We start from the raw sequence: 21,641 nt of genomic DNA on the forward strand, positions 1-21,641 counted from the left end.
CAGACGCAGGCTTTCGCGTGAAATACGGGCCTCGGTCAGCCAGCGTTCGACCACTTGGCGGCCTTCTGCACGGGTCAGCGCCATGTTCATCTCTGATGCCGACACCGAATGGGTCGCATCATCGGCCAAAATCGTCTCTTCAGCGATGGTATCGAAGTTGCCATCCGCCTGAACAAAGCGCAGCCGCATACGGCCAGCTATTTCGGCCTGCGCCTCACGGGATTGTTCTGTGATGCCGTCCAATTCACTGCTGACGGCAAGTGAATCACGGTCCAACCGCACCGCATCCAGCCCGTCCCGCATAATAAAGGTCAAGGTGCCGTTGCGTTCCACCGCGTCAAAGCCATAGCGCAGCATTAGGGGTTGCAATGACGCCCGTGCATCACTGACCTGATCCACCGCATAGCCACGAACATAGCCATAAAGCCGCGAGGTATCGTACGCCTCGAGCCCCGCGCGGCGGCATATTTCGCCAACCAGCGACGACAACGGCTGAGAAGAACTGCGCCCATTCAACCAATGGCCGCGTGCATAATTTTGCCCGTCGCTCCAAAGGCTGCGGTTATTGGGGAAAAACGGATAGGGGCGCGTGTCCCATGCCCAGACATACGCGCGCGACATGTCGATCATCGGCGCGCCATATTCGGCCGAGATGGGGTTGTTTGCCGGGTCGGACCAGTAGTCGACGAAGGCACGCAAATATTGCATCTGCATCAGATCGTCCCGCGCACCGGTGGAAAACCACGGCAAGCTGCTCTCAGAGCTTTTCAAATCGAGAAACTTGTTTGGCTGGTTGGTGCCTTTATCAATCGCAGCGCAGCCATATTCGGTGAACCGAATGGGCTTTGATCCCGGCACCCACGCGCTTGGGTTCTCTTGGCGGATACCGTCAACACGGTCGTGATGCACATTGGCCCACCAGTTGCGAATATCTTTATGGCGATAAATCCACGGCTCATCCCCTTCACCATCTGTGATTGGTGTGCGGATTTGTGCGTCGCGGGCCTCGGTGGAGTGGTAGTACCAATCATAACCTTCACCGCCTTCGATATTGGATTTGAGGTAGTCAAGATTATAGATCGCGTCCCAATCCGCTGCGTCGAGATGATCTTTACCGTCGCGCCAGTCTGACAGAGGCATGTAATTGTCGATGCCAATGAAGTCGATGTTGCCATCTGCCCAAAGCGCATCCAGGTGGAAATACCGATCACTGGTGCCATCTTGGGGTTGATAGCCGAAATATTCCGACCAATCAGCGGCATAGCTGATCTTCGTCTGCTGCCCCAAAAGCGCACGGGCCTGTCCGGCCAACGCACGAAAGTGTTCGACTGCTACAAATGCCCCGCCTGCTCCACGGATCTGGGTCAGGCCGCGCATCTCGGTGCCGATGCAAAAAGCCTCGACCCCGCCTGCTGCTGCACAAAGGGCCGCATAATGGAGGATAAAGCGCGACAGCGTCCATTCATCGGGGCCAGCATAAACAACATGCCCTGGCGTGACGGTGAAATCTGCCGCCGTCACGGTGCCAAAGAACGCGGCGACCTGCGCATCTGCTGTCGCTGTACCATCCGGACTGCCGGGTCTGCCCGGTGCCTCCGATAGGGTTATCCGTCCGCGCCATGGCAGTTTGGCTTGGGTGTCGGCATCACTATAGGGGTCCGACAAAGTGTTGCCAGAGAGCTGATCCATCAGGATAAACGGGTAAAACATGACAGCCTTGCCCGCAGCATTCATCGCCTCTATCGCCTCGATCACCGATGCATCCGCAGGGGTCCCGCCATAGATGGGGCGACCGTCCTCTTGCGCCATCACAGCTGCCGTCCCACGCGATAGGGTCGCCACCGACCAAGGCATGTTTTCACCCTCAATCGCATCGTTTTCAATCTTTGGCCGCACCGTGCAACCGCCACACCGCAGATCGTCCCCAAACCACGAGACCACCAAAGATGCGGCCTCGAGCTGGGGCAAATCATCGGTCAACGTGTCCAGCGACACCAGAAAATCGCTCTTTCCCGCTGGGGTCGAGACATTGGCGCTCCACCGTGCCCCAGCCCCATCGGCGTAGTGCACCGAAGTCGTCGCCAGCGCATATTCACCCGTACCCGGGATCAGTGCCACGCCCTTAACGCCATGGGTCACGCTGAATTCCCCTTGCGGGGCGGCAGCTTCTTCTGGACGCATGACCTCAAAGGAGAATTGCGGCACGCGGTTACCGAATTGACCCAGCGACAGGTTTTCCATCACCACATAAGCGGTGCCGCGATAGGCAGGCACCTTATCCGCGCCTTCAACTGCGGCAATCGTTGGATCGGGCAATTGATCGCGGGTCCCGTGATAAACACTCAGGTTCAAATCGTCTGGCGAAACTTCCTCACCATCGGCCCAAATCCGGCTGATGCCAGTAATTTCACCCTCGCAGAGCGCAATCGCAAGGCTGACCGAATAGCTGTATTCCGTCGTTTGCGGCTTTGATGGCGCGCCCTTGCCGCCGCCGGTCACAGTTGTCGTTTCGGCAAAATCCGACGCCCATATCACCTGTCCGCCAAGGCGCATACGTCCGTAAAGCTGGGTAATCGCCTCGCCTTCGCCGGTCTTGGTCAGACGAAAGCGGTCGACACGACCGGTTTCCACTGCTTGGGCACCCTCGCCCAGCAATCGCTGGTCGATTACCCGCCCAAGGGTCGCGCCAACCGCCCGACCGACCGCAACCGAGGACAGACCCGCCAGCGTGCCGCCAACGGAGCCGCCAATCGCTGCCCCTGCTGCTGAAAGTAATATCGTCGCCATCAGGTTGCCCCCATCGAAATGTCAGTCGGAAATTCAAATCGCGCCACCATTCGACGCCGCCATGGGGCGCTGAACGGACTTTCGGTTACACCATGGCCGCTATAGGCGTGGATAAACCGCGCATTTGCGCCTGGATCAGCCATCAGCCCCAGATGCTTGGCCACCGCCCCGCTGCGCATCCGAAACAGCAGCACATCGCCCGCCGCCGCATCGTTTAACGCTTTGGGCTGCAGATGTCGCAGGGCCGCGCGCCACAGGCGTTCTTCGCCTTGGGGTTCAGACCAGTCCATCGAATAGGCCGGGATCGCTTCGGGCTCTGGCCCAAGGACTTCGCGCCAAACACCGCGCAATAGGCCCAGACAATCGCAACCTGCACCTTTGACAGCACTTTGATGCACATAAGGCGTGCCCACCCAGCCGCGCGCCGCCGCCACGATCAGATCGGCCTGTGCCGTCATCGCAGCGATCCACCGCTGTTCGCGCTTGTGGATTTGGGCACTGCCATCATCCAATCTTCGTTCGGTAGATCAGGAAAGCCTTGGAAGTTCAGAAAGTTATTGAACTTTAGCCGGCAGGTTTCCATGCGCTTGTCGCAGCCCGCGACCAATTTTACTTGCGTGCCCGTTGCAATGGCACCCCTGATCGGTTCCCACAGCTCGATCTCGCGCAAACCGTCAATCCGGCGGTCGTGTTTGATCATGCCCCACAAGCCTGCCGCTGGTCCGCTCAAAACCTCTAGACGCCCCCGCACGAACCAGCCATCATCATAGCCCGGCAAATCCTGCCACTGAAACACACGGCCCTCTTGATGCTGTTCGATATCGGTCGTTTCTGAGTACCCTGCTGCATCAAGGTCAAAACCGCAGGCACCGTCGCCCAAAACTGCCGAGCATGGCTTTTGATAGATGCGCCCCAAAGGCCGGTTCAACGCCTCTGTCAGCCCGCGCAATTCGGCCCGGAATGCCCCACCTGCGCGGCGCAATTCTCCGATCGAACCCCGAAAAAGAACGCTGCGCTGTGATACATCGGCCCAATTGACACGCCAGCACAGCACCTCGGCCCCGTCATAGCGGCCCTGCTCGATCTCGTCCTCGCGGATAACTGCATGGCTCAGCGCACCCATGGCTTCGGTGTTATCTACCGACAGGCCCGTGCTTTGCGACAGCGCGCGCGCACTTAGCCCGCTGTCGGCGCGAAACTGCATCCCGTCGAAAGACAACGGCATGTCGTGGTCGGTAAAGGTCAGTTCCACACCATCGCGCCGCCGGATAGCCCAGGCGTGGCACAATGTTGTTAGGCCGGTCTTTGCATGTGCGATCAGCGCTTCATTCATATCAGCCATCAGACGCGCACCTCGATCACCGGAACATTCGGGACTTGACCGGCCTGAAAACTGGCGACACTGACCAGGATCCGGTCGGTATCAAACCGCACCGGCACATCGAATTCATAGCCAGCAGACACCACCAGATCACGACCCGGGGCGCTGTCAAAGCGCACAACGCCCGTCGAAATGTCGATCTCATAGTCAATTGTCTCTTGCAGTTCATCTTGCGCGACACCGACGCGAACAGTGCCCTGCACAGGCTTGGTAATCGGGCGAAAATAGCTGTGTCCCCCTGATTCATATGTCTTGATCAGCTGAAAGTCGGTTTGCACCCCGTCGCCCAGCCCCAGCACCTGATCGTCAAAGGCAACTGTGATCGAAGACCGGCAAGACTTGAAATCAGCCCAATCCTTCCAGCGAAACCCATACATCTGGCCAAAGCGTGCCTCAAAGAACGCTGTCAGCGCCTGCACATCATCGATTGACCGCATGCCAAGCCCGGCATCGAAGACACGGCGCGAATGGGCCCAAGGTGTGTTTCGTTCCTCAAACCCGTTGGCAAGCGTGACCACATCGGTACGCCGTTGTGGGCCGCCGACTGATCCAAAGCTAAGGCTGGGCGGAAATCTGACATCATGAAAGTTCATATCGGCGCTCCTTTACCGGTTTCGGTTGCCGCTGCTTAGCGCGCGAGACATTTGCGCGGCGATCTGGCTTTGACTGCGTTGAAATCCCTGCACGTCGGGGGTCGAGATATTCATGACCACAGTGGTGCCGCCACCCCCGCCGCCTTTAACCCCCAGCTTGCCATCAGGGCCGCGTGCCAGCGGCATGATCGCCTCCGGTCCCGCCTCGCCCATCACGCCCATGCCGCCGCGCATCCCGAAACCCGTCGCGCTGCTGACGATGCCGCCTTGGGCAAAGGGCATAACCTTGCCCTGCGAAAACGGCGCACCATTGGCAAAGGGCAAAATGCCCTGCACCAGCGATCCAACCCCTTGGCTGATCAGTCCGCCGAAATGGTCGGTCACGGGTTTCATCGCGGCGTTATAGGTCGTGTTCACCATCGACCGTGCCACCGTCGAAAGCGCGTCCGACAGCTTGAGCCCGTCAAACGCCACCCCGTCAAACGCTCGGCGCAAACCCCGGCTCAGGCCCTTTTCAAGTGTCGCCACGTCCTTGCCAGTACCTGCCAACGCCGTGCGCATACGGCGCAATTCGCTGTCAAAGCCTGACACCAAACTGCTTGTTTCGGACAACGTACCATTCAGCCGTTCGGCCCCACCCTCAAGATTGTCGAATGTATCATCTGTCATCACATGTCCCTTTCCGAAGTGTCGGGATAGGCTGCCATCAAGGCCGCTAGTCCGTCGCTCAGCAGCGGTGCCTGCGCAGCCGTAGTCCCCAACATCAACTGCAACTCTGCCGGGGTCAGCGCCCAAAATTCCTCAGGCGTCAGCCCCAACCCCTTAAGTCCGGCCCGCATCAATGCTGGCCAATCAAGCCCCTTGGCCGCTGTCACGCAGGCACCACAAAAGCGCGTGCCAACAGCTCTGCCGCAGCCTTGGCCGCCCCCATCGGGCCGCCGTCAATGGTGGCGTTGCCCAGTGACGTCTCGGTCACCTCCATGCCTCCGGCACGCAACGCCGCCACCAGCAACCGCAAGACATCGCGGCTGGAAAAGCTGTTGTCCTCGAACCGCTCGACCAACGACAGCAAGGACGGCTCGTCCAATATGTCCTCAAGCTCGGCCAATGCGCCCAGCGTCAGGCGCGCCACATGGCGTTGCCCGTCGATGGTCAACGCGACGTCGCCCCTCCAAGGGTTGGCCATGCGCTTAGACCCCTGTTCCAGGATCGACGGTCACATCAGGTGTGAACACCAACTGCCCGGCCGATTGGAGGCTTAACTCGTAAGTCGCCTCGCCATTCAAGGAACCGCCATATTCGATCGAAGACACCTGAAACGGCCCTTCGATGACCCCAAAGCTGGGGATCACAATCTGGAAATCCGGCGTCAGCCCGTCAAAGAACAACTGCCGCGCGCGTTCATCCGTGCCCGCATCGCGAAACACGCCCGATCCGCTGATCGCTGCCGACCGGACACCGGCCCCTGCCAGCAGCTCGCGCCAACCACCATCACTGTCCAAAGACGTGACCTCGACCGGCTCTGCGTTGAAACTGATGCGCGTGGCGCGCAGCCCGGCGATGGTTTCGAACTGACCGTCACTTGTCATGTCTACTTTGACCAAAAGGTCTTTACCTGCTTGAACAGCCATATCTCGTCTCCTGGATTATTGAATAGAGTGAATGTCTTAGCCGTCCTGCACCCGTGCGCGGAACTGCATGTCAATCTGGCGTGCCTGCGCGGCACTGATGAATTTTGCCGATGCACGTTCAAACTGAAGACTGACCAAATGCCCCCGGCTTAGGGTCAGATCCCTATTATGCAGCGTGTCACTGATCGCGCCGGCAACCCCCTTGGCGTCGGCATAGCCCGGGGCTGTGCTGACGATGGCAACGCTGAACACATGCACGGCACCCGCACCTGATCCATCCGACGCATCGCGCACCTCTTCCTCGCCCAAGCGCACATAAAGCGGAGGCACGTCGCCCACGGGAATGGCATCAAAGATCGCGTCCCCGATCAAGGCGGCCAAAGCCGCATCCGCTGAAAGGGCCGCGAAAACCGCCAGTTGCAGCGGGGCTGAAAGCGCATAACTCATACCACGACCTCCTCTTGGGCCAGACAGACCAGATACCGCGCATCCTGATCTTGCTCGGCGACGGTCTGGATCTTGAACACCCGTGTCCCTTCGCGGAACCGCTGCTGGGGTTGGGGGCGTTCTGGGCTGCCAAAGGGCGCGGCGCGCACGGTAATCGCGAAACCCATCCGGCTGATCGGAACGCTGGCCTGTGCCGCCTCGCGCCCGCCCCGTGCCGATACGTCGGCCCAAACCTCTCCCAAGGGCTCCCAGGTCTCGCGGTACCCTCCCGCCCCGTCGACCAACCGCGTCGGAGCCTCAAGCACCAAACGACGGTTCAGTTGCAACCCGCTCATCGGCTTGCTCCGGCACCGATGCGCAGATTGCGATAGCGTTCAATCAAGCTGCTGACGCCAAAGGGCATGCAACCATCGCTCAGATTGGTTTCGTGACGGAATTCATAATAATGCGCTGCCAGCAAGAACACAGCTTGCTGCAAATCCGCAGGCACTTCGGCCCATGTCACGCCAAACCCGGCCTCAAGTGTAACCGCGACGGACCCGGCTGTCGGAATGGTCGGCAGCAAGGTGCCGGTCGGGCGCAGGGTTGGCCGCTGCATGTCACGCTCAAGCCAATACCGTTGTGGATCAATCACTGTCTCATTCCCGTCGCGTGCGACGATGGTGACGCTGCTGACAATCTGCACCGGCGCAACTGGCAAGCCCTGTCCTTCGGGGTTGCGCCAACCCGTCAGGGTCCAGCTGAAATTACGCCGGATCAACGCCTTGCCGGTGCGCGCCTCGATTGCGGCCAAGGCAGCGCGCAAGAAACTGACCAGCACCTCGTCTTGCAGCGTATCCGTACCAAAACCGCTGCCCAAGCGCAGATGCCCCTTGAAGGCGTCCACGGGAAGTGCAGCATCTGGCACGCTTGTCTCTTCGATCAACATCATGGAACGTCTCCAATTATTCCGTTCTTCCCTGTCCCCCAAAGGGACCCGGGCGCGCACCCGGCTGCATTGCTCGGTCGGAGGGAGCAGCTAGACAATGCACCCAAACCGTCGGCACGCGCCCGGACCGGGGCCAAGTTGCCCCGGCCCCGTATTCGGACCGCTTTTACGCGGTGCCGAATTTCAGAAGCTTGATCGCCGCAAAGTCGCTCACGTCGCCACCGACACGTTTGGTGGCATAGAACAGAACGTGGGGTTTGGCGCTGAACGGATCGCGCAGGATGCGCAGATCGGGGCGCTCGGCCACGGTGTAACCTGCCGCAAAATCACCGAAGGCAACCGAGAATGAATCCGTTGCATTGTCCGGCATGTCTTCGGCCACCAACACAGGATAGCCCATCAGACGTGCAGGTTCGCCCTGCGCCAGCCCGTCGGACCACAAGAAACGACCATCCATGTCCTTCAGCTTGCGCACATGACCCGCTGTTTTCGAGTTCATCACGAAACTTGCATGCGCACGGTATTGCGCCCCCAGAGCATAGACCAGATCAACGACCGAATCCGCTGTCACCTCACCATCTACGCCCGTCGGCACATAGCCAAGGTTGCCCCAAGTCCATACGTCATTATCGATCTTGTCATGCGCCAACAGGCCTTTGGGCTTGTCGATGCCATCGCCACTGATGAATGCCGCCGCTTCAGCACGCGAGAATTTGTCTGCGATACGCCCGGCCAGCCACCCTTCGATGTCAAAGGCGGAATCGTCCAGCAAACGCTGCGACGCTTTCGGCAAAGCGCTCAGCTCGTGCAGTTGGATGGTAATGCGGTCAATCTGTGGTGTGCCGGTTTCGGCTACCGCATTGGTTTCCGTCGCCCAACCCGCAGCCATATCGGCATGATCCACCAGTACATCGTAGGACGTCGCTTCGACCTGAACCACAGATGCAATCGCACGGATCGACGCCGTGGCGTTCAGCACAGATTTCACCCGGTCGGACGTCTGCGGATCCACCAGATAACCGCCATCGGAATTCACCGCCGAAGACAGCGCCTTGCTTTCCATCTCAAGCCCGCGCAGGCCGTCATCATCGCCGTTGCGGATATAGGAATTCATTGCTTTTTGATGTGGCGCAGCGGCGTCAACAGCTCCCCCCAAAGGAGTACGCGCAGGCAAAGTCATTTTACGGTCCAACATAGTCATTCGCTCTTCTGTTTGTTGCAACTTGGTCGTCATTTCGGCCTGAAAGCCTTTGAAATCATGCACAAAGCCGGTCACGGCCTGGCGGACTTCTTCTGCGGCAGACGCAGGCGCGCCCCGCGTTTTGGTCTCAATCTGGTCCATCCACATACCCTTAGTTAAAGTTGAAATTTCCCCCGTGGGGCTCTCACCGCGTCAACTCCTGGCGCGCCTCTTCGAACGCAGCTGCCATGTCGCGCAGCACGTCCCCCACAGCGGCAAAGTCAGCGGAAAAATCGCTTTTTGCGGCAACCCGCGCCGTGGGCAGCATTGGGAAGGTCACAAGCGAGACTTCCCAAAGATCAAGCTCGGTCAACAGACGTTGACCTGTGTCGTTCTTGGCGGCACGGACCGTACGGTAGCCGATGCTAAGACCGTCAATCGCACCCGCAGCAATCAGCGCCGCTGCCTCACGGCCCTTGGCCACGCTGTCCAGAATACGTCCCTTGACCCACAGACCGCGGGCATCCTCGCGGACCTCGTCCCACACACCGATGGGCTGGCTGGGGTCGTGCTGCCACAGCATCTTGATGCGCCGATCCGCCTTTGCGCCTGCAATCAACGACGCGCCATAAGCGCCCTTTGCAACCACATCACCGCCTTGATCAACACTGCCAAACAGACTTGCATAGCCGCTGATCTCGGTACCGCCTTCAACGGTGATACCCTCACCGAACTTGGCAAATTTATGCTCAAGGCCCGGCCCCAAATCGGACAAGCCTCTCTCGTTCCCCGGCGCAAAGCCGGGGTTAACCATGTCAGTATCCATGGTAATCTCCTATTAAATTCAGATTGTTAGGGCTGCACTACCAGAAAGGATTGCACCCCTTGCGCCAAAATCACCGCCACCACGCCATAAACCGTCAGCCACAACCGCCGCTCTAGGCGCTCCATCATCTCTTCAAGCCGGTCCAAGCGGTGCAAAAGGTTTTCGTGGTGAATGGCACTGACCCTCTCATGGGCCTGCAACCGCAACCCCGGGGCACATTCAAACCGGTCAAACTGTGGTACCTCATTCATCCGCAGCCACCGCAGGCAAGCCCAACAGGCTACGCTTTTCGGCTTGGGTTAAGAACTCTGCACCGGCGACCCTTGCCCATTGCGCGTCACGCTCTTGCGACAGGGCAGACACCTGATCAAGATCCGGCTTCAGGCCCACAACTTCGCCCGAAAACCCAGACAACCAATGGGCCAGCGATGCGGTCACCCGTGTCGCCAAGGGCAAAACCGTCAAACGGTAGAACGCGCGATGTGCCTCTTGATAATTGGCATAGGTGGCATCCCCCGCGATGCCCAACAGCATCGGCGGCACCCCAAAGGCCAGCGCAATTTCGCGCGCGGCGGCCTCTTTGGTCTTGTGAAACTCCATATCCGAGGGCGAGAACCCCATCGGCTTCCAATCAAGGCCCCCTTCCAGCAACATTGGCCGTCCGGCATTTCGCGCCCCCTGATGATGGCTCTCCATCTCATTTACCAAGCGATCATATTGATCATCGCTCAGCTTGCCTTGCCCTTCTGCACCTCGGTAAATAATCGCCCCCGACGGACGCGCGGCATTGTCCAGCAAAGCTTTGCTCCAGCGCGAGGCGGAATTATGCACATCCATCGCCATGGCCGCCGCTTGCATGGGGCTGAACCCATAGTGGTCATCTTGGGGGTGGAAATTCTTGATATGACAGACAGGCGTTGCCTGACCGCTTGCATCAAAGCGGTGCTTGCGCCCCCCCACCGCATACTCATAGGCAATCGGCCAGCCATCTGCACCTGGTACCACTGACATCCGATCAGACCGCAGCACATGCAGCTCCATCGGAATGCCGGTCTCAGCCCCCACCGCCTCGACATAGCCATTGCCAGACAACAGCAACTGAGCATAAAGCGCCTCCAGCAGCTCCGCACGGCCCTGCGCCCCATTGGGACGGCTCACCAGATCCATCAACGGATGCGTCTCATAGCGGCGGTCGGCATCTTGCAAAACCAAAGGCAAAGCTGCCGCAGCTTCCGCGATCAACTTGACCGACCGGAACCCTACCGGATTCCCGCAGAAACCCAACCGCGTCAGGCTTACTGCATCACGCGGGCTCCAGGCGACTCTGCCGCTGGTCTGATATGCGACCACGGGCCCCGTGGCCGAGGCTTTCTGCGCCGGCGCTTCAACCGCCGCTCCGCGCCTCAGAAAATCAAAAACCATATCGCCCAACTCCTTGTCTGCCCTGCTCATCTTCCGCTTGATCAAAATGCCAATAAACTCTTAACACCCTTGCAACTGACCGAACGCTGCCACCGCAACACCGCCTCTGCTTCATTTTGCCAATTAACCTCTCCCCGAAGGGCCCCTGTGCTGCACGCGCGCCCCTCAAAGCAAACGCACGCCGGGTGACCGCCAGCTCGCTGCAGGCTCGATCATCAGCTCATGCAGCGCCCAAACCAGCGCATCGACGCGGTCCGGCGACCCGCTGCCCTCATATCCCCGCGCGGTCATCCGGCACATCTGGTCCTCCAACGCATCAAGGCCCGCCGCATGGCCCACACGCCCCTGCTCGTACAGCGCCGCCACAGGCTCGGCCCGTGCCACCTTGCCCCGCGACGCGTGGACAGACTTCAATGGCACCAGCGGATCAATCTGGCGCAAAACCTCGCCGACCATCAGCCCGCCTTGGTTGGTCTCAACCACCAAACGGTCCGCGCCGTACTGCTCCATTGCCGAAATTGCCGCCCGCGCCCAGCCCGACGGGGTCGCCCCCTGCACGGTGCAATCGGCCAAGACCACAGCCCGCCAACTTTGTGGCGGCCCTTGGGTTTGCGCCCCAACTACGACAATGCCGCATTCATCTGATCCTGACCCTGCAGTCGTCGCCGGGTCCACCCCCACGACGATGCGATCAAATTCTGGCAACTTCTGGATACGCCCGCCTTCCAGCATTTCCGATGTCCACAGCGCGCCCTCGGCATCTGCAAGCAGCACACCGTCCAATTCCTGCCGCCCCAGCCGCGTCCCGCGATACCGCGCGCGCACTTCCTCAAGGAAAGACCCCGCCAAATTCGCGGCGTTGGCTTCGGTCGGGGCATGGGTGCTGACCGTAGACGGCGATGCCAACAGCTTTTTCAGCACACTCACATTGCGCGGCGTCGTCGTCACGCAGACCCGTGGGTCATCGCCCAAGCGTAACGCAAACTGCAGCTGGTCCCAGGTTTCTTCGGCCTTCTTCCACTTAGCCAACTCATCCACCCAAGCAGCATCAAACTGTGGGCCGCGCAGCCCTTCGGGGTCATGCGCCGTATGCACTGACGCCACAGCACCATTGGGCCACACCAGCCGTTTGCGCGTCGCCTCCCAATCTGGCCGACGGTCTGCGGGCGAGCAGGCCAATATCCCGCTATCGCCAAAGATCATCACCTCGCGCACCTGTTCAATCGTCTCGCCCACCAGCGCCACGCGGCGGCAGCGCCCTGCGTCCAGCGGCCGCGCCCCTTCGACCATCGACCGCACCCATTCGGCACCGGCACGGGTTTTTCCCGCACCGCGCCCGCCCATGATTACCCAAGACCGCCATGCGCCCTCGGGGGGCAATTGATGCGGCATCGCCCAAAACTCGAATAAAAAAGGGAGAGCCATAAGCTCTCCCTCATCCAGTTCATTCAGAAACTGGTCTTGCAGCGCCACATCGGCGGAGCCGATCCAGCTTGCACCCGATGTCAGCCCGCGCCCGGTCAAGATCGAGCGCGTAGCCTCCTCGGGCAATGCCCGCTTGTCTGTTTCGGCAGTCACTTAAATAGTTCTCCACTTTGACGCAGGTCGCCACCATGCCGCTGGCTTTACCCAGTGCTTTTGACGCCGCAGTTTCGTTAAATTCCTCCCCGGAATTGGCCTGTTCTCTCAGGCTCTCGATTTCGCGACGCAGGTCGCGGATTGCTGATTGAAGGGCTTTGAAGTGCTCTTCGCTTGTCGCAATCTCTTGCTCCGGGGTAATCATAGTCATGGTTGCTCATACCTCTCGTTTGGAACCTCCAAACCGAGCGAACATGAAAAAACGGCCACCGGAAATAAATCCGGGGCCGTTCGCCCATCTCGTCTAGCATGCCTAAATATCTACGTCAGACCGTGCGCAAAGTCAAGGAAAAAAGGGTTACCAAAACCCTCCCACCCCTTACGATGGTTAACAAATTCCTAAATTCGGAACTCTAAACCGGGTTAGTTCCCGCCCGTTGATGCATTGCCAGCCGCCGCAGCACCGCGCTCAGCTTCGATCTCGCGCCAGCGGGCAACATTGCGGTTATGGTCTTCCAATGTCACGGCAAACGCATGCCCCCCCGTCCCGTCGGCAACAAAGAATACATACTCTTCCTCCGCCGGTTGTGCGGCCGCCATCAGGCTGGCCCGTCCGGGATTGGCAATAGGTGTAGGCGGCAGTGCTGGGATCACGTAGGTGTTCCAAGGTGTTTCTGCGCGCAATTCACTGCGGCGCAACCCACGGCCCAGAATACCCTGTCCCTTGGTGATGCCATAGATGACCGTCGGGTCCGTCTGTAACCGCATACCTTGGTTCAAGCGGTTCACAAAAACGCTGGCTACTTGCTGGCGTTCTTCAGGCACACCGGTTTCTTTTTCCACGATCGACGCCAGAATCAACAGCTCTTCGGGGCTGGCGACCGGCAGGCCGGGATCACGCGCTTCCCACGCCTCAGCCAGGCGCTGCTCTTGCGAGGCTTGCATCTTTGCAAGGATCGCACTGCGATCTTCCCCGCTCCGAACCTCGTAACTGTCAGGGGCCAATGCGCCCTCGGCGGGAACCTCGGCCACACTGCCTTCCAGCATGTCAATCGACTTGAGCGCCTCGGTGACCTGCCAGCTGGTCACGCCTTCGGCCAATGCAATCCGGAACCGCGTGTCGGCCTTGGATTTGGTCTGGGTATAGATCTCGGGCACATCGTCAACGCCGGGCGTGAACTCAGCCCGCTCAACGAAACTGTTGGTTGCTGGGTCCAACTCACGCACTTGCGTGCTGATGCGGTTGATCCCGATCCGGTAGACGACCTCGGTGCCGCAGGTGCTGGCCCCGCCTCGGGTGACGATATCAACGATCTCTTTCATGCTGCTTTCGGGTTCGATCAGAAAACTTCCGGCCTTCAGATCACCGGTCTTGTCTTCGTAATCGGCACCGATACGAAAGATCGGTGCTGATGTCACAGCTTCCTGTTCCGCCAACTTGACGCCCACGGTCCGCATGTTTGATCCACGCTCGACCTGCAGACAGATCGCCTCGGACAACGGACCTGGCGCGTCATACTGACCACGCCCCCATAGCACCAAGCCACCCAACAAGAACAATCCCATAATCAGGAACGTCACCGCATTAGAAGCAATGTGACGCCACATTATGAAACTTTCCCAAAGATCACGCTGGCATTGGTGCCGCCAAACCCGAAGGAGTTGCTGAGCACGATATCAATCTTGCGTTCGACCTTCTTGTGGGGGGCCAGATCAATCTTGGTCTCGACCGCCGGGTTATCAAGGTTGATCGTGGGCGGTGCCACTTGATCGCGGATCGCGAGGATCGAAAAGATCGCTTCGATCGCGCCGGCAGCGCCCAACAGATGCCCTGTGGCAGATTTGGTCGACGACATGGTCACACCTTCTACGGCGTCACCCAACATCCGCTCAACGGCACCCAGTTCGATCACATCCGCCATGGTCGATGTCCCGTGCGCGTTGATGTAATCAATGTCCTTTGGTTCAATGCCCGCCCCGCGCAAGGCATTGCGCATGGACCGTTCAGCCCCGTCGCCATCTTCGGCGGGCGCGGTGATGTGATAGGCGTCACCGGACAGACCATAGCCCAAAACTTCGGCATAGATCTTGGCACCGCGCGCCTTGGCGTGTTCGTATTCTTCCAGAACCACAATGCCTGCACCTTCGCCCATGACAAAACCGTCACGGTCCGCGTCATAGGGGCGGCTGGCCTTTTTGGGGTCATCAGGGCGCTTGGTAGACAGCGCCTTGCAGGCGTTGAAACCCGCCATGCCGATCTCGCAAATCGCAGCCTCGGCCCCGCCTGCGATCATCACATCGGCGTCACCGTGAATAATAAGACGGCTTGCATCCCCAATCGCATGCGCCCCGGTGGAACAGGCTGTCACGACCGAATGGTTCGGACCACGGAAACCGTACCGAATCGACACCTGACCCGAGATCAAATTGATCAACGCCCCCGGCACAAAGAACGGGCTGACCCGGCGGGGCCCCTTTTCATGCATCATCACCGCGGTATTCGCGATTGAATTAAGCCCACCGATGCCCGACCCGATCAACACACCCGTGCGCTCTTGATCTTCGCGCTCTGTCGGAGCCCAGCCAGAATCCTCGACGGCCTGAACAGCAGCAGCCATGCCGAACAAAATAAAGGTATCAACCTTACGTTGTTCTTTCGGCTCCATGTATTTGTCTGGATTAAACGTGCCATCAGACCCGTCACCCAAGGGAACTTCGCACGCGTATTGCGTGACCAGCTTGCTGGGATCAAACCCGGTGATCTGCCCCGCGCCGGACTGTCCGTCCAACAGTCTCGACCAGCTGGCCTCGACCCCGTCAGCCAACGGAGTAACCAGCCCCAAACCTGTCACAACTACTCTGCGCATATCCAAGCCCCTTGGTGTTTTCTTCGCGTTAATCGGCTATACCTTGGCAAAGCCTCAGATTTCAAGATGTGTTCCGCGCAGCCGATCTGGCAACCCCTTCAGACCGGGGGGCCCTTTCGGGTCATCAACCGCACGCTGTCGCCATCAATCATGACCTCGCGTTGATCAACATAGCCCAAGCATTCGGCGAGGCGCAGAGACGGCGTATTTTCAGCGGCTATCATACAGACGGTACGCCCGGTCACAACCCGGTCAAACCAATCATGCGCCGCGCGCGCCGCTTCCAACCCTAGGCCGGTGCCTTGCGCCTCGGGGGACAGAACCCACCCAGCCTCGGGATAGGGGTCGAAATCCTCGCCTAATCCGCGTGATCCGTAAAAGAAACCGGTTTGCCCCGCCATTGCGCGCGCGCCGCGTTGCTGGATGCCCCACTGGCCAAAGCCGACCACCTGCCAATGCCCCGCATTGCGCAAGAACGCGTCCCATGACCGTGCTTTCGGCCATGGTTTGCCACTAATATGGGTGACAACCGCAGGTGTGGCCCAGATTTCGGCAAAGCGTGCGAAATCTTCGGACCGCATGGCCCGCAAGGTCAGTCTGGCTGTATTAATCGTCGGTACTGCTCGTGACATGGTGGTGAATTGCCTTCACGCTTGAATCATTGTCTGCCCCAGTTCACCCGACCAAAGCCCCGCAGACAAGCAAGAAAGTTCCCGCTTAACAAGAAACGGCGTTCTTTCGCTGGGAAAGAACGCCGTTTCTGAATTATTTAGCCGATCCGCACCCGAAACGGGGCGAATACAAAAGCGTCTTAGGACGCGCCGTTGATGAACTTGACCGCGTCGCCGAAGGTCTGGATGTTCTCGGCTGCGTCATCGGGGATCTCGATGCCGAACTCTTCTTCGAACGCCATTACCAGCTCGACGGTGTCAAGGCTGTCTGCGCCAAGGTCGTCGATGAACGAAGCGTTCTCAACGACTTTGTCTTCTTCAACACCCAAGTGCTCTACCACGATTTTCTTTACGCGTTCTGCGACGTCGCTCATATTCTGTCCTCATTCATTCGGGCAACATGTGCCCTCTTCTGGTTCCGCTCAAACCTTGCAGGTCTGTTTGGATCGTGCCCCGAAGGGCGGCTATGGTTCTTGTTGTCACAAGGCGCGGGATGCAATCAACCCGTCGCGTTGCGAAATCTGCGCTCCCTTTAGCACAGGACGCAGATTTGGCAAACGCTTTGCGACGCCGTTCTACAACATGGCCATACCGCCGTTCACATGCAAGGTTGTTCCTGTGACATAGGCGGCTTCTGCGCTGGATAGATATACCACCGCCGCTGCGATCTCGGACGGCTCGCCCATGCGACCGGCTGGGATTTGCGTCATGATTCCAGACTTTTGATCATCGGTCAGCTTGTCGGTCATGGCTGTAGTGATAAATCCGGGGGCGACAGCATTCACAGTGATGCCGCGGCTGGCGACCTCATAGGCCAGTGATTTCGACATGCCCACCATGCCCGCCTTGGACGCCGCATAATTCGCCTGACCAGGATTGCCGGTGGCCCCGACGATGCTGGAGATATTTACGATTCGGCCCCAACGCGCCTTCATCATGCCGCGCATCACGCCCTTGCACAGCTTGAAAGTCGCGGTCAGGTTCACATTGATCACTGAATTCCATTCGTCATCTGACATGCGCATGAACAGGTTATCGCGGGTGATGCCGGCGTTATTTACCAGAATATCAACCGAACCCATCGCCTCGGCGGCCTGCTTGGGCAGGGCGTCAACCGCCTCCATATCACTTAGGTTGCAGGGCAACACATGGGCGCGGTCGCCCAGCTCCGCCTTCAGCGCCTCAAGAGGTTCCGTGCGGGTGCCAGACAGCCCCACGGTCGCCCCTTGGGCGTGCAAAGCGCGCGCAATATCGGCACCGATACCACCGGACGCACCGGTGACCAGCGCGTTTTTCCCTGTCAGATCAAACATCTACTCTTCCTTCTACTTTTCGTTTCATGCCAGCTTCATCGCCGCAGCATCTGCTGCCGTACCGACATTCACGCATGTGATTTCCTTGTTGATCCGGCGGATCATACCCGACAGAGCCTTGCCTGCACCGATCTCCCAAATCTCGGTCACGCCTTGCGCGCCCATCCATTCAACCGACGACAGCCAACGCACCTGACCGGTGACCTGTTCGATCAACAGCTTGCGGATCTGGTCCGGGTCGGTGACGGCTTCGGCCACCACATTCGCCACCACCGGCACCGATGGCGCATGCATGGTCACATCAGCCAAAGCGCTTGCCATTTCTTCGGCTGCGGGGGCCATCAAGGCGCAATGGAACGGCGCGGAAACAGGCAAAAGCAACGCACGCTTGGCCCCTGCGGCCTTGGCCAGATCAATGGCGCGTTCAACCGCCGCCTTGCTGCCGGACACGACATTTTGCGCGGGGTCATTCTGGTTGGCCACCTGACAAACATCGCCCTGTGCCGCATCCGCTGCGACCTGTTCGGCCTGCTCAAAGCTCAGCCCCAGCAAGGCGGCCATTGCCCCCTGCCCGACCGGAACAGCGGCCTGCATGGCGCGCCCCCGGATGCGCAGCAAACGCGCCGTATCAGCCAGCGAAAACGTGCCCGCTGCACAAAGGGCTGAATATTCGCCCAACGAATGACCCGCCACAAAGGCAGCCTTGTCGATTGTGATACCTTCGGCGTTCAACGCCGCCATCGCCGCCATGGATGTCGCCATCAATGCAGGCTGTGCGTTTTCGGTCAGGGTCAACGCCTCGGCGTCACCCTCCCAGATCAGTGCCGACAGCTTTTCGCCCAAAGCCGCGTCAACCTCGTCAAAGACGGCTTTTGCTGCCGGATAGGCGTCAGCCAGATCCCGGCCCATGCCGATAGTCTGCGCGCCTTGGCCCGGATAAACGAATGCGATGCTCATAAAGTCCCCCGTTTTGTCGTTCAAACGGCTTTACCCTGCGACGTGCGCGCAAACAAGCCTGCACCGCTTTTGTGCGGATATCGACGATTGCCCGTTGCCCGTATTCCTTTAAACCCAAAGGCATATTCTTTCACCGGAGACACCTTATGCCCCTTCACAATACCGCGCTGCGTTACGGCGGCGTTACCAAGTTTTTTCACTGGCTCACTGCCCTGCTGATCTTGTCGCTGATTGCCCTTGGCTTTTATGCAAACGACCTGCCCCATGATACGCAGGCGCAACTGACCACGAAAGCATGGTTCTTTTCGCTGCACAAAACCCTTGGCGTTACAGTATTCTTTGTCGCCTTGCTGCGGATAATCTGGGCGATTGGACAGCCCAAACCGGGGCTGCTGAACGCCGACAAAAAGCTCGAAAGCTGGTTGGCCGAAACCGTGCATTGGCTGCTTTATGGGTCACTTGTGATTGTGCCGCTTGCAGGCTGGATCAGCCACGCTGCGGCCTCGGGCTTTGCACCGATCTGGTGGCCTTTTGGGCAAGACTTACCGTTTATCGCCAAAAGCACCCGCGTGGAACATGCTTTTGGCGCGCTGCACGAAATCGCGGGCAAGGTCTTGATCGGGTCGCTGATCCTACACGCGGCAGGCGCGCTCAAGCACCACTTTGTCGACCGCGATTCGACCCTGCGCCGCATGCTGCCCGGCGAACCCGCCATCGGCCCCATGCCAACACAGCACCACAGCAATGCCCCCGTCGCTGCGGCGACTGTGGTCTGGGCAGCCGCCATCGCCCTCGGACTGGGTTTGGGACTGCTTCAGGGCGGTGAAAAGGGTGACACCGCCGATGCCCCTGCCCTCGAACAGGTCGCCTCCCAGTGGCAGGTCGAAGAAGGTACAATCGGGCTGGTCGTGACGCAATTTGGATCCGACGTGCAAGGCAGCTTTGCCGACTGGACCGCTGCGATCACTTTCGATGCGGACGCCGACGGCGGCAAGGCTGGCGAAGTCACCACCACCGTGTCGATCCCGTCGCTTGCCCTGGGGTCGGTCACGGATCAGGCGATGGGTGCAGATTTCTTCAATGCTGAAAACTTCCCCACGGCCGTGTTTCAGGCTGACATCAACCTTACCGACACGGGCTATGTTGCGGACGGCACCCTGACGATCAAGGACCAATCGGTCCCGATATCCCTGCCGTTTGATCTGACACTAGATGGCGATACGGCGCAAATGAACGGATCAACCACGCTGGACCGCCGCAACTTTGGCATCGGCCAAAGCGTCACCGATGCCGCGACGCTGGCCTTTGACGTGGCCATCACGATCACCCTGGTTGCAACCCGCCAAGGCGATTGACCCGCTGCCATCGTGGCAAAAAAAACGCCGGGGCATAACCCCGGCGTTTTCATTTCAAGACGAAAGTAAAAGGCTTATTCAGCTTTCATCGCTTCAACAGAGATGTTGATCTGTACTTCGTCGCCGACGAAAGGTGCGAATTTGCCCAGGTTGAAATCCGACCGCAGTACGGATGCTGTCGCGTCAAAACCGGCCCATGGCTTGTTGGCCATCGGGTGGTCGCCCATCTGGTTCAGCTTCGCGTCCAGAACAACCGACTTGGTCACGCCGTTCATGGTCAAGTCACCCGTGATCAGGCCCGTATCCTCACCTGTCACTTCGATGCCGGTTGATTCAAATGTGACCATGTCACCTTCGGCCGCGCCAAAGAAATCTTCGGACATAAAGTGATCCGACCGTGCCTGCCATCCGGTGATCAGGTCCATCACAGGAAAGGAAACGCTGACGGATGAATTTGCCGGGGCCTCGGCGTCCATCATGATTTCGCCGTCAAAACCGCTGTACATGGATGTTGTGGTCGAAAACCCAAGGTGGTTGTAGGTAAAGACAATCTGGCTGTGGCTGGCATCGAGAACATATTTCTCGGCAGCAAACGCGGATGTCGCGCCCAAAGTCAGGGCGGTAGCGAGAAGAACAGACTTCATATTCATGTGATAGCTCCAATTTTTACAATTCATGGGGCTATAAGTGGCGCAATCGCGGGCAACGGCAACCCGACACCCTTCAACAGTTTGTGCGCGAAAATGAACAGTGCGGCTTGGCGTATTGCCCAAGGCTGCACTTGGCAGTTTTTAGACCTGCTGCCCTGCGTCACGCAGTCCCGATACCAGCTTGTCCAATGTCTCTTGCTCGGTCACGTGAACATCGGCAAGGAACTGGCCTTGGTGGTCCCAAAAACTAAGCGTTCGCCCAACGCGTTCAACCTGACCCAACTCGGAAAAGCGCCAGCGGCGAAGCAGTTCTCTTTGACCTGTGCTGCTCAGCTGAACGAAATTCGGGGTGGCCGGGCGCACAACACGCAATTCGCGGCGGGATGTGTCGATTTCAATCTCGGGCTGTGCCGGTTTGATGCTGGACAGCGCAACCATCGCAGCCATCACGCAAGCTAAGATGGACAGACCAATCTTCATGACCACCACATCCGCACCTAAATCCGCGCCCGGTGCAATCCACAAAGAAGCGACCGCTGCGACCAAAGCCACTGCTGCAAGCCTTTGTAGAAGGCGCAGCAGCACCTCGAAACCAGTAATGGTATTGGGTGCCACGGCATCCGTTTGTCCCGTGTCCATGAAGTCCGATGTCGCGGTCATAGCGCTACCCCTTAATCTCAACCAGCCATTGTAATTCGTTAACCATTACGTCGAAATATGACCACAAGACGGCAGGTGTGCGGCGTTGCTGGTACAATTCCACGAAATTAACGGGTAATTAACCCCTCAGGCCAACGCGGCGCGATGGCACCAGACACCCCTTGCCCTGTTCGCGAAACCGTGTATATCAGCCTTTCGTTTTGCATCATCTTTTGATCCGCGCAGACTCTCGTGGTGGGGCCGCAAAACGCTCATGCCTCGCCTATGAAATGCGCCTTGATATAAATAGGAGTGCACATGCCGCTTTATGAGCATGTTATGATTGCGCGTCAGGACTTGTCCAACACGCAAGCAGAAGGCCTTATCGAACATTTTGGCACAGTTTTGGCTGACAA

25 protein-coding genes and 1 pseudogene are annotated in these 21,641 nt (G+C 58.9%); 2 read left to right on the forward strand and 24 right to left on the reverse strand.

Annotated features, from left to right (window positions below):
• The 22 genes from ABYT07_RS08910 to fabD all read right to left on the reverse strand — a co-directional run.
• Positions 1–2,787 (reverse strand): glycoside hydrolase/phage tail family protein (locus tag ABYT07_RS08910; RefSeq protein WP_372990978.1); only part of this gene is annotated, 2,787 nt, incomplete at its 3' end.
• Positions 2,787–3,245: an NlpC/P60 family protein gene (locus tag ABYT07_RS08915; RefSeq protein WP_372990980.1), complete on the reverse strand. Its 459-nt coding sequence runs from the start codon at positions 3,243–3,245 to the stop codon at positions 2,787–2,789. The genes ABYT07_RS08915 and ABYT07_RS08910, both read right to left, overlap by 1 nt.
• Positions 3,242–4,129 (reverse strand): DUF2163 domain-containing protein, encoded by an 888-nt coding sequence (locus ABYT07_RS08920; protein WP_372990982.1) that lies wholly within the window; start codon positions 4,127–4,129, stop codon positions 3,242–3,244. Before ABYT07_RS08920 ends, ABYT07_RS08915 begins: the two co-directional genes overlap by 4 nt.
• Positions 4,129–4,761, reverse strand: coding sequence for a TIGR02217 family protein (locus tag ABYT07_RS08925; RefSeq protein ID WP_372990984.1), 633 nt, complete (start codon positions 4,759–4,761; stop codon positions 4,129–4,131). Before ABYT07_RS08925 ends, ABYT07_RS08920 begins: the two co-directional genes overlap by 1 nt.
• A 12-nt stretch (positions 4,762–4,773) precedes the next feature.
• Positions 4,774–5,430, reverse strand: coding sequence for a phage tail tape measure protein (locus ABYT07_RS08930; RefSeq protein ID WP_372990986.1), 657 nt, complete (start codon positions 5,428–5,430; stop codon positions 4,774–4,776).
• Entirely contained in the window at positions 5,430–5,600 is a 171-nt protein-coding gene (locus ABYT07_RS08935; protein ID WP_372991023.1) for a rcc01693 family protein, read from the reverse strand. Before ABYT07_RS08935 ends, ABYT07_RS08930 begins: the two co-directional genes overlap by 1 nt.
• Before the next feature lie 32 nt (positions 5,601–5,632).
• The gene (locus ABYT07_RS08940; RefSeq protein WP_372990988.1) at positions 5,633–5,947 is read right to left on the reverse strand and encodes a gene transfer agent family protein; all 315 of its coding nucleotides are present in this window, start codon (positions 5,945–5,947) and stop codon (positions 5,633–5,635) included.
• Between the two features lie 4 nt (positions 5,948–5,951).
• On the reverse strand, positions 5,952–6,392 hold the full coding sequence (locus tag ABYT07_RS08945; protein WP_372990990.1) for a phage major tail protein, TP901-1 family: 441 nt from the start codon (positions 6,390–6,392) through the stop codon (positions 5,952–5,954).
• A 36-nt stretch (positions 6,393–6,428) separates the two neighbouring features.
• A complete protein-coding gene (locus ABYT07_RS08950; RefSeq protein ID WP_372990992.1) occupies positions 6,429–6,839 on the reverse strand; it encodes a DUF3168 domain-containing protein in 411 nt (136 codons plus the stop codon).
• Positions 6,836–7,174, reverse strand: coding sequence for a head-tail adaptor protein (locus ABYT07_RS08955; protein WP_372990994.1), 339 nt, complete (start codon positions 7,172–7,174; stop codon positions 6,836–6,838). The genes ABYT07_RS08950 and ABYT07_RS08955 overlap by 4 nt, the downstream gene beginning before the upstream one ends.
• A complete protein-coding gene (locus ABYT07_RS08960) occupies positions 7,171–7,770 on the reverse strand; it encodes a hypothetical protein (protein WP_372990996.1) in 600 nt (199 codons plus the stop codon). The genes ABYT07_RS08955 and ABYT07_RS08960 overlap by 4 nt, the downstream gene beginning before the upstream one ends.
• 163 nt (positions 7,771–7,933) lie before the next feature.
• The gene (locus ABYT07_RS08965; RefSeq protein ID WP_372990998.1) at positions 7,934–9,109 is read right to left on the reverse strand and encodes a phage major capsid protein; all 1,176 of its coding nucleotides are present in this window, start codon (positions 9,107–9,109) and stop codon (positions 7,934–7,936) included.
• A gap of 43 nt (positions 9,110–9,152) precedes the next feature.
• Complete coding sequence (locus ABYT07_RS08970; protein WP_372991000.1) at positions 9,153–9,773, reverse strand: HK97 family phage prohead protease; 621 nt, start codon at positions 9,771–9,773, stop codon at positions 9,153–9,155.
• Positions 9,774–9,799: 26 nt separating this feature from the next.
• Positions 9,800–10,024, reverse strand: a complete 225-nt coding sequence (locus ABYT07_RS08975) for a hypothetical protein (RefSeq protein ID WP_372991002.1) — start codon at positions 10,022–10,024, stop codon at positions 9,800–9,802.
• Entirely contained in the window at positions 10,017–11,195 is a 1,179-nt protein-coding gene (locus tag ABYT07_RS08980) for a phage portal protein (RefSeq protein ID WP_372991004.1), read from the reverse strand. Before ABYT07_RS08980 ends, ABYT07_RS08975 begins: the two co-directional genes overlap by 8 nt.
• A gap of 165 nt (positions 11,196–11,360) precedes the next feature.
• Complete coding sequence (locus ABYT07_RS08985; RefSeq protein WP_372991025.1) at positions 11,361–12,587, reverse strand: DNA-packaging protein; 1,227 nt, start codon at positions 12,585–12,587, stop codon at positions 11,361–11,363.
• A 609-nt stretch (positions 12,588–13,196) separates the two neighbouring features.
• Positions 13,197–14,381 carry an endolytic transglycosylase MltG gene (mltG, locus tag ABYT07_RS08990; RefSeq protein ID WP_372991006.1) on the reverse strand — a complete coding sequence of 395 codons (1,185 nt, stop codon included), beginning with the start codon at positions 14,379–14,381 and terminating at the stop codon, positions 13,197–13,199.
• A complete protein-coding gene (gene fabF, locus ABYT07_RS08995) occupies positions 14,381–15,640 on the reverse strand; it encodes a beta-ketoacyl-ACP synthase II (RefSeq protein ID WP_372991009.1) in 1,260 nt (419 codons plus the stop codon). The genes mltG and fabF overlap by 1 nt, the downstream gene beginning before the upstream one ends.
• Before the next feature lie 98 nt (positions 15,641–15,738).
• Positions 15,739–16,272: a GNAT family N-acetyltransferase gene (locus ABYT07_RS09000; protein WP_372991011.1), complete on the reverse strand. Its 534-nt coding sequence runs from the start codon at positions 16,270–16,272 to the stop codon at positions 15,739–15,741.
• A 179-nt stretch (positions 16,273–16,451) separates the two neighbouring features.
• Positions 16,452–16,685: an acyl carrier protein gene (locus ABYT07_RS09005; protein ID WP_372991013.1), complete on the reverse strand. Its 234-nt coding sequence runs from the start codon at positions 16,683–16,685 to the stop codon at positions 16,452–16,454.
• Between the two features lie 201 nt (positions 16,686–16,886).
• Positions 16,887–17,624, reverse strand: coding sequence for a 3-oxoacyl-[acyl-carrier-protein] reductase (gene fabG, locus ABYT07_RS09010; RefSeq protein ID WP_372991015.1), 738 nt, complete (start codon positions 17,622–17,624; stop codon positions 16,887–16,889).
• 24 nt (positions 17,625–17,648) lie between these two features.
• A complete protein-coding gene (gene fabD / locus ABYT07_RS09015) occupies positions 17,649–18,581 on the reverse strand; it encodes an ACP S-malonyltransferase (RefSeq protein WP_372991017.1) in 933 nt (310 codons plus the stop codon).
• Positions 18,582–18,727: 146 nt separating this feature from the next.
• On the opposite strand from fabD, the gene ABYT07_RS09020 reads away from it, so the two are divergent.
• The gene (locus tag ABYT07_RS09020) at positions 18,728–19,936 is read left to right on the forward strand and encodes a cytochrome b/b6 domain-containing protein (protein WP_372991019.1); all 1,209 of its coding nucleotides are present in this window, start codon (positions 18,728–18,730) and stop codon (positions 19,934–19,936) included.
• 74 nt (positions 19,937–20,010) lie between these two features.
• Here the strand turns inward: ABYT07_RS09020 and ABYT07_RS09025 are convergent, their stop codons facing one another.
• Positions 20,011–20,580, reverse strand: coding sequence for a YceI family protein (locus tag ABYT07_RS09025; protein ID WP_372991027.1), 570 nt, complete (start codon positions 20,578–20,580; stop codon positions 20,011–20,013).
• A gap of 147 nt (positions 20,581–20,727) precedes the next feature.
• A complete protein-coding gene (locus ABYT07_RS09030) occupies positions 20,728–21,246 on the reverse strand; it encodes a hypothetical protein (RefSeq protein WP_372991021.1) in 519 nt (172 codons plus the stop codon).
• Positions 21,247–21,543: 297 nt separating this feature from the next.
• On the opposite strand from ABYT07_RS09030, the pseudogene ABYT07_RS09035 reads away from it, so the two are divergent.
• A pseudogene (locus tag ABYT07_RS09035) lies at positions 21,544–21,641 on the forward strand (30S ribosomal protein S6); the annotation flags it as partial.

Origin of the sequence: Sulfitobacter sp. (genome assembly GCF_041552635.1) — a bacterium.
Taxonomy (GTDB): domain Bacteria; phylum Pseudomonadota; class Alphaproteobacteria; order Rhodobacterales; family Rhodobacteraceae; genus Sulfitobacter.

What these genes read in the sequence shown, in the direction of transcription:
- ABYT07_RS08925 (WP_372990984.1), bottom strand. Translation starts at nt 4,761, where the DNA reads ATGAACTTTCATGATGTCAGATTTCCGCCCAGCCTTAGCTTTGGATCA.
- fabF (WP_372991009.1), bottom strand. Translation starts at nt 15,640, where the DNA reads ATGCGCAGAGTAGTTGTGACAGGTTTGGGGCTGGTTACTCCGTTGGCT.
- ABYT07_RS08940 (WP_372990988.1), bottom strand. Translation starts at nt 5,947, where the DNA reads ATGGCCAACCCTTGGAGGGGCGACGTCGCGTTGACCATCGACGGGCAA.
- ABYT07_RS08985 (WP_372991025.1), bottom strand. Translation starts at nt 12,587, where the DNA reads ATGCCGCATCAATTGCCCCCCGAGGGCGCATGGCGGTCTTGGGTAATC.
- ABYT07_RS08930 (WP_372990986.1), bottom strand. Translation starts at nt 5,430, where the DNA reads ATGACAGATGATACATTCGACAATCTTGAGGGTGGGGCCGAACGGCTG.
- ABYT07_RS09025 (WP_372991027.1), bottom strand. Translation starts at nt 20,580, where the DNA reads ATGAAGTCTGTTCTTCTCGCTACCGCCCTGACTTTGGGCGCGACATCC.
- ABYT07_RS08950 (WP_372990992.1), bottom strand. Translation starts at nt 6,839, where the DNA reads ATGAGTTATGCGCTTTCAGCCCCGCTGCAACTGGCGGTTTTCGCGGCC.
- ABYT07_RS08955 (WP_372990994.1), bottom strand. Translation starts at nt 7,174, where the DNA reads ATGAGCGGGTTGCAACTGAACCGTCGTTTGGTGCTTGAGGCTCCGACG.
- ABYT07_RS08920 (WP_372990982.1), bottom strand. Translation starts at nt 4,129, where the DNA reads ATGGCTGATATGAATGAAGCGCTGATCGCACATGCAAAGACCGGCCTA.
- ABYT07_RS08965 (WP_372990998.1), bottom strand. Translation starts at nt 9,109, where the DNA reads ATGGACCAGATTGAGACCAAAACGCGGGGCGCGCCTGCGTCTGCCGCA.
- ABYT07_RS09020 (WP_372991019.1), top strand. Translation starts at nt 18,728, where the DNA reads ATGCCCCTTCACAATACCGCGCTGCGTTACGGCGGCGTTACCAAGTTT.
- ABYT07_RS08980 (WP_372991004.1), bottom strand. Translation starts at nt 11,195, where the DNA reads ATGGTTTTTGATTTTCTGAGGCGCGGAGCGGCGGTTGAAGCGCCGGCG.
- ABYT07_RS09000 (WP_372991011.1), bottom strand. Translation starts at nt 16,272, where the DNA reads ATGTCACGAGCAGTACCGACGATTAATACAGCCAGACTGACCTTGCGG.
- mltG (WP_372991006.1), bottom strand. Translation starts at nt 14,381, where the DNA reads ATGTGGCGTCACATTGCTTCTAATGCGGTGACGTTCCTGATTATGGGA.
- ABYT07_RS09030 (WP_372991021.1), bottom strand. Translation starts at nt 21,246, where the DNA reads ATGACCGCGACATCGGACTTCATGGACACGGGACAAACGGATGCCGTG.
- fabG (WP_372991015.1), bottom strand. Translation starts at nt 17,624, where the DNA reads ATGTTTGATCTGACAGGGAAAAACGCGCTGGTCACCGGTGCGTCCGGT.
- ABYT07_RS08975 (WP_372991002.1), bottom strand. Translation starts at nt 10,024, where the DNA reads ATGAATGAGGTACCACAGTTTGACCGGTTTGAATGTGCCCCGGGGTTG.
- ABYT07_RS08970 (WP_372991000.1), bottom strand. Translation starts at nt 9,773, where the DNA reads ATGGATACTGACATGGTTAACCCCGGCTTTGCGCCGGGGAACGAGAGA.
- fabD (WP_372991017.1), bottom strand. Translation starts at nt 18,581, where the DNA reads ATGAGCATCGCATTCGTTTATCCGGGCCAAGGCGCGCAGACTATCGGC.
- ABYT07_RS08935 (WP_372991023.1), bottom strand. Translation starts at nt 5,600, where the DNA reads ATGCGGGCCGGACTTAAGGGGTTGGGGCTGACGCCTGAGGAATTTTGG.
- ABYT07_RS08945 (WP_372990990.1), bottom strand. Translation starts at nt 6,392, where the DNA reads ATGGCTGTTCAAGCAGGTAAAGACCTTTTGGTCAAAGTAGACATGACA.
- ABYT07_RS08960 (WP_372990996.1), bottom strand. Translation starts at nt 7,770, where the DNA reads ATGATGTTGATCGAAGAGACAAGCGTGCCAGATGCTGCACTTCCCGTG.
- ABYT07_RS08915 (WP_372990980.1), bottom strand. Translation starts at nt 3,245, where the DNA reads ATGACGGCACAGGCCGATCTGATCGTGGCGGCGGCGCGCGGCTGGGTG.
- ABYT07_RS09005 (WP_372991013.1), bottom strand. Translation starts at nt 16,685, where the DNA reads ATGAGCGACGTCGCAGAACGCGTAAAGAAAATCGTGGTAGAGCACTTG.